This is a genomic window from Bacteroides sp. An269, from assembly GCF_002159755.1.
GTDB classification, from domain to species: Bacteria; Bacteroidota; Bacteroidia; order Bacteroidales; family Bacteroidaceae; genus Phocaeicola; species Phocaeicola intestinalis.
The window spans coordinates 1-12,762 of sequence record NZ_NFJG01000122.1 but is presented as its reverse complement, the minus strand read 5'-3'; the positions used below and the strand labels follow the sequence as shown (position 1 = coordinate 12,762).

At 38.0% G+C, this 12,762-nt stretch carries 14 protein-coding genes; all 14 read left to right on the top strand.

From position 1 onward, the window contains the following. Positions 1–392 precede the first annotated feature (392 nt). On the top strand, positions 393–1,898 hold the full coding sequence (locus B5F71_RS16555) for a transcription termination/antitermination NusG family protein (protein ID WP_087212489.1): 1,506 nt from the start codon (positions 393–395) through the stop codon (positions 1,896–1,898). A 341-nt stretch (positions 1,899–2,239) separates the two neighbouring features. Further along, positions 2,240–3,778: an oligosaccharide flippase family protein gene (locus B5F71_RS16550; protein ID WP_087212486.1), complete on the top strand. Its 1,539-nt coding sequence runs from the start codon at positions 2,240–2,242 to the stop codon at positions 3,776–3,778. Further along, positions 3,775–4,998: a Coenzyme F420 hydrogenase/dehydrogenase, beta subunit C-terminal domain gene (locus tag B5F71_RS16545; RefSeq protein ID WP_087212483.1), complete on the top strand. Its 1,224-nt coding sequence runs from the start codon at positions 3,775–3,777 to the stop codon at positions 4,996–4,998. Before B5F71_RS16550 ends, B5F71_RS16545 begins: the two co-directional genes overlap by 4 nt. 41 nt (positions 4,999–5,039) lie before the next feature. Further along, complete coding sequence (locus tag B5F71_RS16540) at positions 5,040–5,237, top strand: hypothetical protein (protein ID WP_087212480.1); 198 nt, start codon at positions 5,040–5,042, stop codon at positions 5,235–5,237. 8 nt (positions 5,238–5,245) lie between these two features. Beyond that, complete coding sequence (locus B5F71_RS16535; RefSeq protein ID WP_087212477.1) at positions 5,246–5,644, top strand: hypothetical protein; 399 nt, start codon at positions 5,246–5,248, stop codon at positions 5,642–5,644. Positions 5,645–5,647: 3 nt separating this feature from the next. Continuing rightward, on the top strand, positions 5,648–5,812 hold the full coding sequence (locus tag B5F71_RS20430) for a hypothetical protein (protein WP_158098128.1): 165 nt from the start codon (positions 5,648–5,650) through the stop codon (positions 5,810–5,812). Between the two features lie 81 nt (positions 5,813–5,893). Further along, a complete protein-coding gene (locus tag B5F71_RS16530) occupies positions 5,894–7,006 on the top strand; it encodes a polysaccharide pyruvyl transferase family protein (RefSeq protein ID WP_087212474.1) in 1,113 nt (370 codons plus the stop codon). A 48-nt stretch (positions 7,007–7,054) separates the two neighbouring features. Next, on the top strand, positions 7,055–7,318 hold the full coding sequence (locus B5F71_RS16525; RefSeq protein ID WP_087212471.1) for a hypothetical protein: 264 nt from the start codon (positions 7,055–7,057) through the stop codon (positions 7,316–7,318). Between the two features lie 57 nt (positions 7,319–7,375). Next, entirely contained in the window at positions 7,376–8,386 is a 1,011-nt protein-coding gene (locus tag B5F71_RS16520) for a glycosyltransferase (RefSeq protein WP_087212468.1), read from the top strand. 716 nt (positions 8,387–9,102) lie between these two features. Further along, positions 9,103–9,663, top strand: a complete 561-nt coding sequence (locus tag B5F71_RS16510) for a hypothetical protein (RefSeq protein WP_143269926.1) — start codon at positions 9,103–9,105, stop codon at positions 9,661–9,663. A 20-nt stretch (positions 9,664–9,683) separates the two neighbouring features. Beyond that, positions 9,684–10,649, top strand: a complete 966-nt coding sequence (locus tag B5F71_RS16505) for a glycosyltransferase (RefSeq protein WP_087212461.1) — start codon at positions 9,684–9,686, stop codon at positions 10,647–10,649. A gap of 8 nt (positions 10,650–10,657) precedes the next feature. Next, complete coding sequence (locus B5F71_RS16500) at positions 10,658–11,446, top strand: glycosyltransferase (RefSeq protein ID WP_087212458.1); 789 nt, start codon at positions 10,658–10,660, stop codon at positions 11,444–11,446. Next, entirely contained in the window at positions 11,439–12,440 is a 1,002-nt protein-coding gene (locus B5F71_RS16495; RefSeq protein ID WP_087212455.1) for a glycosyltransferase family 4 protein, read from the top strand. The genes B5F71_RS16500 and B5F71_RS16495 overlap by 8 nt, the downstream gene beginning before the upstream one ends. A 23-nt stretch (positions 12,441–12,463) precedes the next feature. Then, on the top strand, positions 12,464–12,762 hold a 299-nt coding region (locus B5F71_RS19915), incomplete at its 3' end, for a glycosyltransferase (protein ID WP_143269925.1).

The following is a 12,762-nucleotide window of genomic DNA, read 5'->3' as shown; positions in this document are numbered from 1 at the left end:
ACGCATAAAGTCATAGGTTTTATTAAGTTATTTCTTTCATTTACAAATTTAATAATTCTCTTGGCTTTATGCTATTTTGCTAGCACATTACAAACATAGGAACTAAATTTTTTTCTTATCTTTGCAACGAAATCACCGCTTCATACATACGAACCATAGCGAAGCGGCAAGATTGGATCAAGTTAACAAACTGAATATTAAAACCTTGTGATATGGAAGCAATATACTTGAAGCACATGATGCTTTATTCTTCTTGTCACATAAAAACGGTAGACCATTGCTGCTGAGTTTCGTCCAGAATCCTACCGCTACACCTGGAAAAAGGTACTTCAGAACTTTCATGCAATTGTCATGAAGGGAACATGGGAAATACATTTAAATGAAGCATACAAATGATCGACAAACTCAATCATTTGGATTACTGCTGGTACGTTGTGCGCACCCGGCCTCGTCAGGAAAAAAAGTTTGTAAAACTTTTAGAACAATATAAGGCGAAGTCTAAAAACATTCTCGAAGTCTATGCACCTACCCATACCACAGTCACAGTCCGTGGTGACAATGGCGACAAGCAGGCACCCTTGTTTGTGGGAATTGTATTTGTACTTGCTACCCAAAAATCGTTGATAGACTTTATGGAAGAACACGCTATGGAGGGCGTTGTGCAGTACGAGCGCAAAACAGAGAAAGGAGAAAAGACACGCATGCGTGTTATCCCTGAAGAACAAATGCGCGCTTTCCGGGATTTCAACGAAAACTACGCAGAACAGATGATTATCCTTGAACGACCATATACCGACTATGCATTCAACCCCAAGACAGGTAACCCCAACGAAATTGTGCGCGTCATAGACGGTCCGCTAAAAGGCCGGGAAGGATATATCGCCCGCTTCCGCAGAGATAAACGGCTGGTGTTCCAAATGCGGGGACTAAAGAAAGACAGTTACCTCACCGTTTCCCTTCCCAACATCTGGAACTTCCACGTAGTCCGCCTGCACAATGCCGAAGGCGACCGTTTGTCCATCGGTACAGAAAAAGGACGTGCCATCGACCTGCTCATCGGTATCCTGCAAGCCTGCGGCTATGGCGAACAGACACTCCCCTTACTCTACGAAATCATAGACAGCCTGATTGTCAGACCCTCATTGGTTTCCCTTTGCCAAGACCTTCATAAAAAAGGCAACACAGCCTTAAGCATGCGACTGGCACAAATAAACGGCAATGAGGCAGAACTCATCCTGAATCTCGTGCGCTACGAGCATGACAATCCCGGCTATGTAAGGCAAAACTGGCAGAAGCTCGTTCTCCGTCCGTACCTCACTCCGACAGCAGGTATAACATTGGAAGACAGCCAAGACGAGACAAAGCTTCAGCATACACACTTTACGGAAATCATCCGTAAAATAGAAATAACAGAAGAAGCTTACTACCCCAGCAAGAAAAAAAACGAAAGCATTACCACGACTTATTATGCGCACATCGGCATCCTGAAGGATAAGGAAAAAGACGAATATACATTCTTCGCCAACTGGGACGAATTCCTCGGCGAATACTTCCTGACGGCAGAAAAAGCCAACGAAAAGCTGGTTAGCGGAACCATCCGAACTGCTCACGGGAACAATACGGACAACGGAAAGCAAGAAAAGCTCATCGAGTCTTTCCGCAACTACGCCCCTTCCCTCTATAAGGTATTGACGGATACGTCTTCGGCAGTAAAAGCCATACAAAGGCTTGCAGTCGGTACAGACACCTTGAATGTGATGGCAATAACGACCACCGACCCCGAGAAAGGTAAAAACGAATTGATAAAGACATGCACCGATATCTGCCAGGAGATAAACACCACCACACACCTTGCTATATGGCGCAGGTACTTGCGGACGGTATGGCTGCATCAATAAACCGTCGGAGAAATCAAGAAAAAATAGAGAATAATCTGAAAGCCTGTTTTAAGAGACTGTGTCTTGAATTTATCGCGTGCTGATTCGGAACCTCATAACTGCGTTGCTTGTAAGATTATTAATCTTCACGCCGAAAGATTATTAATCTTCAAGCTGTAAGATTAATAATCTTACAAACGATGCAGCTATATTGCGGAGAGAACAAAGCTTGCTTGACATGCCGGATATGTAAGCCAGCATAATTGAAGAAGCGGATTTGCAACCCAATGTAACACCAACTGTGTGTATTCCATAAAATGCACATTCACACACGGTTCAAAGTATAACTATTTATTTTATTCATGGAAAACACTTCTGCAAACAACAAGCGCATAGCCAAGAATACGCTGCTGCTGTACTTCCGTACCCTGTTCATCATGCTCGTCACACTTTATACGAGCCGTGTGGTGCTGAACACGTTGGGCGTGACGGATTATGGTATTTATAATGTGGTAGGAGGTGTGGTGGCAATGTTCGGTTTTATCAACGGTTCCATGTCATCCGCCACGCAGCGATACATTACGTTTGCATTGGGAAAGGGCGATCAAAGCAATCTGCAGAAGGTGTTCAGTACGGCGTTGCAGATACATGTTCTTATCGCTGTATTGATTGTGGTTTTAGGCGAAACGGTCGGACTATGGTTCATGTACACCCAAATGCAGATACCGACAGACCGCATGGATGCAGCCTTCTGGGTGTTACAGTGTTCGATTGCCTCTACCGTCATCATGATAATCAGTGTCCCTTACAATGCCGATATTGTCGCACACGAAAAGATGTCGGCTTTTGCTTATATTTCTATTTTGGAAGCCGTGTTGAAATTGGCTGTCGTTTACATGCTTGTTGTTTTCTCGTATGACAAACTGATACTTTATGCCTTTCTTATTTTAGCAGTACAGTTGCTTATACGCCTGTGTTACAGCCGATATTGCAATCGGCATTTTGAAGAATCCAAATACCGTCATGTTTGGGACAAGTCCTTGTTCAAGGAAATGACTGGATTTGCAGGGTGGAGCATGTTCGGCAACTTATCTTCCGTACTTTTCAGTCAGGGACTGAATATGCTGTTGAATGTCTTTTTTGGTCCGGTGGTCAATGCAGCCCGTGCAGTAGCCGTACAGGTTCAAAGTGCCATACAGCAGTTTGTCACCAACTTTCAAATGGCACTCAATCCTCAGATAACCAAGACATACGCCAAGGGAGAAATGGGTGAGATGCACAAACTGATGTTCCGCAGTGCAAGGTTTTCCTTTTACCTGTTGTTCTTGCTGTCCTTGCCGGTGCTGTTTGAAACAGACTTTATCCTTACAGTGTGGTTGAAGACGGTTCCCGACCATACGATAGTCTTTTTAAGAATCATGATCTGCACATCGCTGCTTTATACATTATCCAATCCGTTGATGATTGCTAATCAATCAACCGGAAAAGTAAAGAGATATCAGGCAGTATGCGGTACTATCCTGTTGATGATACTTCCCATTTCATACATCTGCCTACGGTTTGGATGCCCTGCCTATTCAGTATTTATCGTCCATTTTGCAGTGGAGTCAATCACCCAGATTGTCCGCATGCTTCTACTTCGTCCCTTAATCGGCATACGGGTGCAGGATTATCTGAAACATATTTATCTGAAAGTGTCAGTTGTGGTAATTCTTTCCGTTATCCTGCCTTTCTTGGTCTATGAAAATATGGATGCTACGGTATTACGCTTTTTTACGGTTTGCACAGTATGCGTATTGTCTGTCGGGACGATAGTATATATGGTTGGATTATCTTCAAGCGAACGTGAGTTTATCTATGCGAAGGTTATCGGAATCTACAATAAGTTTTTACAGAAATGATAAAGATTGTAAACAAACAGGATTGCTGTGGCTGTTCGGCATGTGTCCAGCGGTGTCCCAAGCATTGCATCACATTGAAAGAAGACGGGGAAGGCTTTCTTTACCCACATGTTAATTCTGACGAGTGTATTGATTGCGGATTGTGTGAGAAAGTCTGTCCGGAACTGCATCATGGCGAACGGCATATCCCGTTGGAGGTGTATGCTGCCAAGAACAAGGATGAATCCATACGTATGCAGAGCTCTTCAGGAGGTATCTTTACCTTGCTCGCTGAAAAGGTAATACAGGAGGGGGGAGTCGTATTCGGTGCTGCATTTGATGTGAACTGGGAAGTGATGCATACGTATGCAGAAACAATGGAAGGGCTTGTGGATTTCCGTGGTTCAAAATACATGCAAAGCCGTATAGGCACTGCTTATCAGGATGCTGAATATTTTCTGAAGCAAGGAAGGAAAGTATTATTCAGCGGCAGCCCTTGCCAGATAAAAGGGTTGAAGTTATTTTTGCGGAAAAACTATGATAACCTGATAGCGGTTGATTTTATTTGCCACGGTGTGCCCAGTCCGAAAGTATGGCGTGAATACCTGAAAGAGACAATCGCCCGTAAGAGCGGAAAAAATTCAGTTTTGCCTTACCCTATACCTTGTAAGATAGGAATAGACACAGTCGATTTCCGTTCCAAATCAACGGGTTGGAAAAAATTCAGTTTTGCTCTTACCCTCTCCGAGACGTCAGTCGAAGGAGTCAAAAATACAGTTTTGCTATCTTCTGTATTTTCTGAAAATCCTTTCATGAGGGCTTTCCTTGCCGATTTAATACTCCGGCCGAGCTGTTACAGTTGCCCGTCTAAATCGGGCAGGAGCGGAAGCGACCTCACAATAGCCGACTATTGGGCTATCCCACAGGTGGCACCGGAGTTTGACGATGACAAAGGAGTGAGCCTTGTATTGGTACAGACTGAAAAAGGAAAATCGTTCTATCAATCCTTGAAAGAAAAGACGACCTTTATAGTTACAAGCTATCAAGAAGCGCAAGGGGCGAACGGAGGATTCAAGGAGAAGACACCGATGCATCCCAAGCGTAGCCGGTTCTTTACAGAGTTTGCACAAAGTGATGATATAATCGGGTTAATTGACCGGACTCTCCGGATTCCTTTATACAGAAAATTACTGAAAAAAGTAAAAAATGGAATCAAGAAAATGCTTAAATCAGATAAGTAATCGGAGTGAAAAATTGCATAAACACTTGTAAATCCATATCTTTGCATATCATTAAAGTTGAAGGAGGATTTGCGATGTTAGGAGTGAATGTAAAAAGAGAACCTGTAAAGGGTAAGTTTGCCCGTGAGATTCGGGAGCGGATGCGCCGTATCTTGTCTGAAGAGTTGAACGAAAACGACAAGAAAGAAATCCGTAAGCACAAACAGATTATGAAAGGCATAACTATTGTCTGGAAATAAAAGCAAGCATGGAACTTAGCATTGAAGTCTTGAAAGACAGGCAATTCCTGCACGATTTCCGGTGCGGAGTTCCGGCGATGGACCGTTTTATTCAGGACGGTCTGTATCTTAGTGTCCTTCACCATTATTGCCAAGCCTACATTGTCAAGTTAAGGAAAGAGGTAATAGCCTTGTTTGCTTTGAGTTTTGACTCTTTGGATTTGGATGAAGATGACAAGAATGACCTAATGACAGGAATATCTGTAGCAGATACCCCCTTATTAACAGAAAATTACAAAGAGATATTCTTAAGCAAGCCCCATTATCCGGCTTTAGAGATAGCCTATCTGGCAGTTGACGAACGTTACAGCCGTCAGGGTTGGGGACGTGTCATTATTGAGGCTATAGCCGACAAGGCACAGACATAGGAAATGGCAGGCTGCCAGTTTCTGACCGTAGAGGCTTTGAACGTACAAGGTCATAATGCTGTGACATTTTACTCCAAGTGTGGCTTTTCGCCCAGCGAATACCCCAATCCTAATAAAGGCACCTTACGTATGTTCCGCACGCTTTATCCGGAAAAGGAAGAAGAATAAACCCACAATTTATACCTTAAATATATAGGCGACTGTATTTATTCTTTTGCAGTCTCCTTTCATTCTATTGTCTTTATTAAAATGAAAATCGGGATTTTAACGCTTCCCCTCCATACCAATTATGGAGGGATACTTCAGGCGTATGCCTTACAGACGGTATTGGAACGGATGGGGCATGAAGTATGTTTGATTGAGAAGAAACATAAACCTTTGCAGCTGCCCTTATGGAAAGCTCCTTTGGTATACGGGAAACGTATTATAAGAAATATTACCGGACATCCTTTCCCTATATTTTACGAACAGAAAATAAATCGTGAAAAGCCTATTGTACAGCAGCACACAGACAAATTTATTCATAAGTATATCAAGCGGAGATTCGTGGATGATTTTTCAGAAATCAAGGAAACGGATTTTGATGCGATTATTGTAGGGAGTGACCAGATATGGCGTCCGAAATATTTTAAAGATAGCATAGAGCATGCTTATTTGGATTTTACAAAAGACTGGAACATCAAGCGTATTGCATATGCTGCCTCTTTCGGGACAGACGAATGGGAATATACCCCTGAACAGACCAAACGCTGTGGAGAACTGTTGAAACATTTTAATGGAATTTCTGTAAGAGAGGATTCTGGAGTGGATTTGTGCCGTACACATTTTGGCGTAGAAGCCCAGCAGGTCCTTGACCCGACTATGCTTTTGACAAAAGAAGATTATATTCAGCTGTTTGAGAATACAGATACACCGAAGAGCAAGGGAACTTTGCTGAATTATATTTTGGATGAAACCCCTGAAAAGCTTGCATTGATAGATCAAATTGCCCAAGAAAAGAATTTAGTGCCTTTTCGGGTGAATTCGAAAGTAGAAAATAAAAAAGCTCCTTTGAAAGAGCGCATACAGCCGTCTGTAGAGCAATGGCTTCGTGGGTTTTATGATGCGGAATTCGTTGTAACCGATTCTTTTCACGCTTGTGTATTTTCTATTTTGTTTAACAAACCATTTATAGCCATAGGAAATGAAGATAGAGGTACGTCACGTTTTACCTCGCTATTGTCAATGTTCGGGCTGAAGGATAGATTAATAACAGGTGGAACAACTTTTAGGCTTAATGAAGGGAATGATGCAAACGCAAACAAAAAACTTTATAGTTTGCGGCAAAAATCAATGGGCTTTATAACGAAGGTAAATGGGTAGAACTTTTATTTATAAGAATAAGAATAACAATAAAATACTTTACATTTTATGGGAAACGAAAATAATGATTTGGATAGATTGCATGAGATTATGTCTAAAGCGGAAGAAAAAAGTCATGATGCGTACACACAGTTAAAGGCTACACAAAAAGCACGTAAAGACCTAAAAAGGTCTATCTTAGAAAAGCAAAAAGAAAGACGTAAAACTGATGAAAGCATCATCACGATAAAGAATGAAGAACTTGATGAATTGGACGGTTTGAACGATAGAATCGACCATCTTAACGATGAAATCTGTAAAACTAAGAAATAATCTTCCACACTGATTATTAAAGTCTTTAGTTGATAGTACAATTAGAATTTTCAATTTATGTCTTTTCCTAAAATCTCAGTTATAGTTCCCGTTTATAATGTGGAACAATATTTGCCACGCTGTATAGACAGCATATTATCCCAAACATTTACTGATTTTGAATTGCTGCTGATTGATGACGGGAGTACGGATAAATCTGGTATGATTTGCGATGAGTATGCTAAGAAAGATAACCGGATTAGGGTGTTTCATAAGAAAAATGGAGGGGTAAGTTCGGCTAGGAATGTTGGATTGGATAACGTAACTTATGCATCTAGGGAGGGAGTAAATATTCTCAATAAATATATTCTCTTTGTCGATAGCGATGACTATTTGTGTTTACAGCATCTTCAGAATTATAATGATAACTTAAATGCTGATATAATTTGGCAAGGATATAGATTGTTTGATCAGATGTCGGGAGTCACTATTTCGGAAAAAAGAGCTGAAGCTCAGTTTGCCTCAAACAAAAAGGCCTGTGTAGATTTGTTTTGCAAACTATTTAAGATGAAAAATTTTTTCGGTCCAACTTGGAGTAAGTTATTTCGGTTTGATATAATTGAACAACATCATTTACGGTTTGCTGATGATATTTGTTTTCGCGAGGATGAGTTGTTCACGTTTCAATATTGCAAGTATGTAGAAACTGCACGTGTATTACCGACGGTGACATATAATTATCAAGAAACTGCAAATTCATTGATGAGACGTTACGTAAATCCACATATGATTTATAATGTGATAAATAAAAGTTATGAGGCGACACAACAATTGCCTTTGACGCAAAATTTTAAAAATATAATTGAGGATTATTATACGGATTCTCTTGTCATGTGTGGTTGGTCATTATATTCAACCAAACATTTAGAATCAAGAAATAGTAGAATGCACTTTTTGAAATTGATTTTAAAAAGAAAAAGATTGAGACCTGCCAAAATTTTATTCAGATTTGCGCCTTTACAAAACCCAACAGCTTTGGATTTATATCATTTGGCACGATATTTTATAAAAAGAATGATGAGAAAATAACAATAAGATCAGACACTTATCGGAGTAGAGAATTGTAAATCACTGAATGATAACTCTGTATGCAGGGAATACATCGGTATTTGTTTATCGCATAAAATTGGCCACAATATGTATGAACATGTTAAATTAGTTTTTTGTACTTTTAGTCTGTTGTTAATATGGTCTTTTGTTTATTCTGGGAAACGTATTTCATGTGTTCAGAATGATAAGTCATATTGGAAATTAGCAACCTTACCTATTATTGTTTTTACTTTATTTTATGGATTAAGATTTGGGCGATTAATCGATTATAATTTATATGCGGTCAGATATTATAGTTTAGGGAATCATTTGGATGATGAGTACGAATTATTGTTCCGATATGTATGTCATTGGGGGGCATCTTTGGGTATTCATTATCAATTTCTTATTCTTTTAATAACTTTCTTGGTGATATTGTCTGTTTTTTATTTTATAAAAGATGTAGTTTACAGGAAATCGATGTTATATATACTGATTGTTTTTCTTTTTGTTATTCCACCTATAGAGCAATTAGTAAGATGGTATTTTGCTGCAGCATTTTATGTATTTGCTATTTCTTTCTTTTTGAAATATGACTATGTAAAATTCGGTATATTTTCTCTTTGTGCGTGTTTAACCCATATTGGATATATTCCTTTATTAGTTTTTTTTATTGCAATATATTTTATTCATATTCAGCTAATTCCGACAAACATATGCTTTGTTTTGTTGATTCTTTCTGTTTTTTAGGAAGTACACAACTTTTAGAAGGATTAACCCCTTATGTAAATATATTATCAATGAATGATAAATCTGCTATGTATGTTGATGGATTCTCATCTCTTGTAACAGAAGGTACGCAAAATATAGGAATTAGAGAATATCGATTTACTACTCAAATAAGAATAATATTAGCTAATAGTTTTCCACTGTTCTTTCTGAAAAACGTAAAAAAAGAAGGTATCAAAATGTGGATAATCAATACTTATTGTATAACTATTTTAATAAGTCCTATTTTTAGTAAAGTAGAAATATTGGATCGTTATATAAGTATCTTATCACTTCTTTCTTGTCCAATTTTTATTGGAGTAGCTTTCAAACTTTTTTTTAAGAACTATTCCAATTTTAAATATCCAATACGGATATGGGGTATTATAAGTTTTATTTCTAATTTATATCCTATATTATCAGGACTATTTGGTAGAGAAGACTGGTGGTATATGCTGTTTATTTGGGATGCTAATGGGAGAGAGATATTGCCTGTTTCCTTATTTTAATAAATTTAAATGTTATAACGATGATAAATAATCCATCTATTTCTATAATAATCCCCATTTTTAGAGTTGAGAATTTTTTACCACGTTGCCTTGACAGTGTTCTCGCGCAAACCTATACAGATTTTGAACTTTTGCTCATTGATGATGGCAGTCCAGATAATTCCGGTAAAATATGTGACGAATATGCAAAGAAAGATAAGCGAATCAAAGTATTTCATAAAAAGAATGAGGGGGTTAGCGTAGCAAGAAATGTAGGATTAGATAATGCCAGAGGCAAATATGTAGCTTTTATAGATTCAGATGATTGGGTAGAAGTTGATTATCTCAGTTGTCTTTATACCACTGCTGAAGATCAATGTGCAGACATCGTTGCTTGCGATTATCTCATAGAGAAAGGTTCTACAACTCCGGTATATATGAAGCAGAAGCATGTAAACGACCGATTGGTTGTCATAAAAATGTTATTGACTAATGAATTAAAGGGATATTTATGGAATAGATTGTTCAGGCGAAATCTTTTTTCAGTAAACCAAATTCGTTTTTCAGCAGGAATAGGGATGTGGGAGGATTTGGAAGTACTTGTTGCTTTGTGTTATAACGCTTCAAAAATTGCCTATTTGCCCCTAGGACTATACCACTATTCAATAATCAATCAGCAATCCGCAACATATAGTTATGACGAAAAAAAAATAAGCCAACGGATTTATATTACTCACTTATTGAAAGATTTTCTGAAAGCGCATGGATTAGAAAAGTCTTGCATTAGAGAGTTACATATACGCCAACTGTTAGCTAAAATGGAATATGCTACTGATGTCAAATTACACAATTTTAAAAAGTGGAATGAAACTTTTCCCGATGCATTTAATAAAAACTGGAGTCTGAACTATCCGTTGTGGATAAAAATCCAACAGTGGTTAGTCCATTACAAACTTTATCCAATTGCATATGTTACACTTCTATTCAAAAGAATAATAAAATACTAATTTCTTTTATGATCCCCAAAATCATTCACTATTGTTGGTTCGGAAATAATCCCATACCGAAACGTTTTCAACGCTTTATAGATGGCTGGAAAAAGTTAATACCCGATTATGAATTCGTTTGCTGGAATGAAAATCGTATAGATGTGAATAGCTTGCCTTTTACCAAACGAGCATACGAGTTGAAGAAATTAGCCTTTGTGGCAGACTATACACGACTTTATGCACTCTACAATTATGGTGGCATTTACTTAGATACGGATGTCAAAGTATTGAAACGTTTTGACCCATATCTTGATAATTCTTTTTTCTCGTCTGTGGAGTACCATCCCCAAAAAGACATTGCAAGTTTTATTGATAGCAAGGGCAATCGGACAACATCCAAAGAAGATATAGGGATTGCTATTCACTCTGCTATTATTGCAAGCGAACCTCACACACAGTATATCAAGGAATGCTTGAAATACTATGAGAAATCAATGTTTTCTGACGTAATGTCTGAAAATAAAATAATTCCGGTAGTCTTGGCCATTACTGCTGAGAAATATGGATTTAAATACATTGATAATGAACAGATTTTGCGTGATAATATTCATATTTATCCATCCAAAATCTTTTCAGAATACAGAACAAGTTCTCGTGAATCTGTTGCAATTCATTATTGTGAAGGATCATGGGTAAAGCCTACAATTGGTTTGAGACTTCGCAATATATGCAAAAGAAATGCTTTCCTTTTAAACCTATGTATGTCATTAAAAAAACTGAGAAGAAACAAATCTAACTTCCAGACTTATGATTGATATGAAAAAGTTATTTTCTTTCAACTCCGAGCTGAATAAAGTAACCGGAGTGCAAAAGGTGTTGCTCGATATCCATCATGCTGTGAAGGATACGTATAATGCCAAGATAGTGGGTACTATACCGTATGGACAAGTGAATAAGAATCATGGGATAACGCAGTCGGAATATATACAGTTTAAGAATCCGTTTATATTTTACAATTCCATCGTGATTGTACATGAACGGAAATTCTTGTTGATGTTCTGGTTGATGAATCATCTGCTGTTCCAACGAATAAAATTGGTGTATGTGCATCATAATGTGTTATATGGTATGAAAAGGCTAACGTTTATACCTAAAACTGTAGTGGCTATATCAGATAGTGGCATTCAAAATTTAATGGAATATTTTAAAGTTCCTCAAGGAAATATCCATAAGATTCACAATTGCGTAACGGACATTCATCCACGAGAACGTATTTATACCATAAAAGATAAAAACATTACGCTCCTTTACCCAGCAAGAATAAACAGTGTTAAAAGGCAAGTTGAAATATACAGAAAATTGAAAGGCAAACTGAATAGCAATATACATATATTGTTCGCTGGTGAAGGTCCTTTTCTTGAAACCTTACGAGAAGAAGTGAAAGAAGATGAACGGTTCACTTGTTTAGGGTTTAGAAAAGATGTAACGGATTTATTACAAAAATATGATTATATGATGCTTTTCTCTTCACAAGAAGGATTGCCTATCACCTTAATCGAAGCAGCTATGTGCGCCACCCCTATTATATGCAATGATGTAGGAGGCAATTGTGAAATAGCTCATAATGGTCAAAACGCTTTTGTCGTAAGTAATTGGGATGAACTGATTCAATGTCTAAATAGTTTACAAAACGTATCTCATGAAGATTATCTTAAAATGGCAATGCACAGTAGACGTATTTACGAGGAAAACTTTACATTTGAAAAATTCAAAGATAGCTATTTGAAATTACTTTCGACTTTAGAGTGATAATTTTATAAAACTTAACTTATATGGATAAAAGTCCTTTGATTACAATAATTGTCTCCGTTTACAATGGGGAACGATATTTGGAAGAATGCATAGAATCTGTTTTAAATCAAGATTATCAACAGATAGAGTTAATCGCTGTAGATGATGGATCATCGGATTTTTCCGGTCGAATTCTTGATAAATATGCACAAAAGGATAAACGGATGATTGTCGGCAGAGTCAACCAGCGAGTGCAACATTACGAAATATTTTTGAAAAAGACCTCAGCCGGAGTCGAGAAATTGAGTTTTTCTCTCGGTCTGGCATTAATTTTCTTCCT

Coding starts and splice junctions, on each gene's coding strand:
- B5F71_RS16555 (WP_087212489.1), top strand. CDS start 393: ATGATCGACAAACTCAATCATTTGGATTACTGCTGGTACGTTGTGCGC.
- B5F71_RS16550 (WP_087212486.1), top strand. CDS start 2,240: ATGGAAAACACTTCTGCAAACAACAAGCGCATAGCCAAGAATACGCTG.
- B5F71_RS16545 (WP_087212483.1), top strand. CDS start 3,775: ATGATAAAGATTGTAAACAAACAGGATTGCTGTGGCTGTTCGGCATGT.
- B5F71_RS16535 (WP_087212477.1), top strand. CDS start 5,246: ATGGAACTTAGCATTGAAGTCTTGAAAGACAGGCAATTCCTGCACGAT.
- B5F71_RS20430 (WP_158098128.1), top strand. CDS start 5,648: ATGGCAGGCTGCCAGTTTCTGACCGTAGAGGCTTTGAACGTACAAGGT.
- B5F71_RS16530 (WP_087212474.1), top strand. CDS start 5,894: ATGAAAATCGGGATTTTAACGCTTCCCCTCCATACCAATTATGGAGGG.
- B5F71_RS16525 (WP_087212471.1), top strand. CDS start 7,055: ATGGGAAACGAAAATAATGATTTGGATAGATTGCATGAGATTATGTCT.
- B5F71_RS16520 (WP_087212468.1), top strand. CDS start 7,376: ATGTCTTTTCCTAAAATCTCAGTTATAGTTCCCGTTTATAATGTGGAA.
- B5F71_RS16510 (WP_143269926.1), top strand. CDS start 9,103: ATGCTTTGTTTTGTTGATTCTTTCTGTTTTTTAGGAAGTACACAACTT.
- B5F71_RS16505 (WP_087212461.1), top strand. CDS start 9,684: ATGATAAATAATCCATCTATTTCTATAATAATCCCCATTTTTAGAGTT.
- B5F71_RS16500 (WP_087212458.1), top strand. CDS start 10,658: ATGATCCCCAAAATCATTCACTATTGTTGGTTCGGAAATAATCCCATA.
- B5F71_RS16495 (WP_087212455.1), top strand. CDS start 11,439: ATGATTGATATGAAAAAGTTATTTTCTTTCAACTCCGAGCTGAATAAA.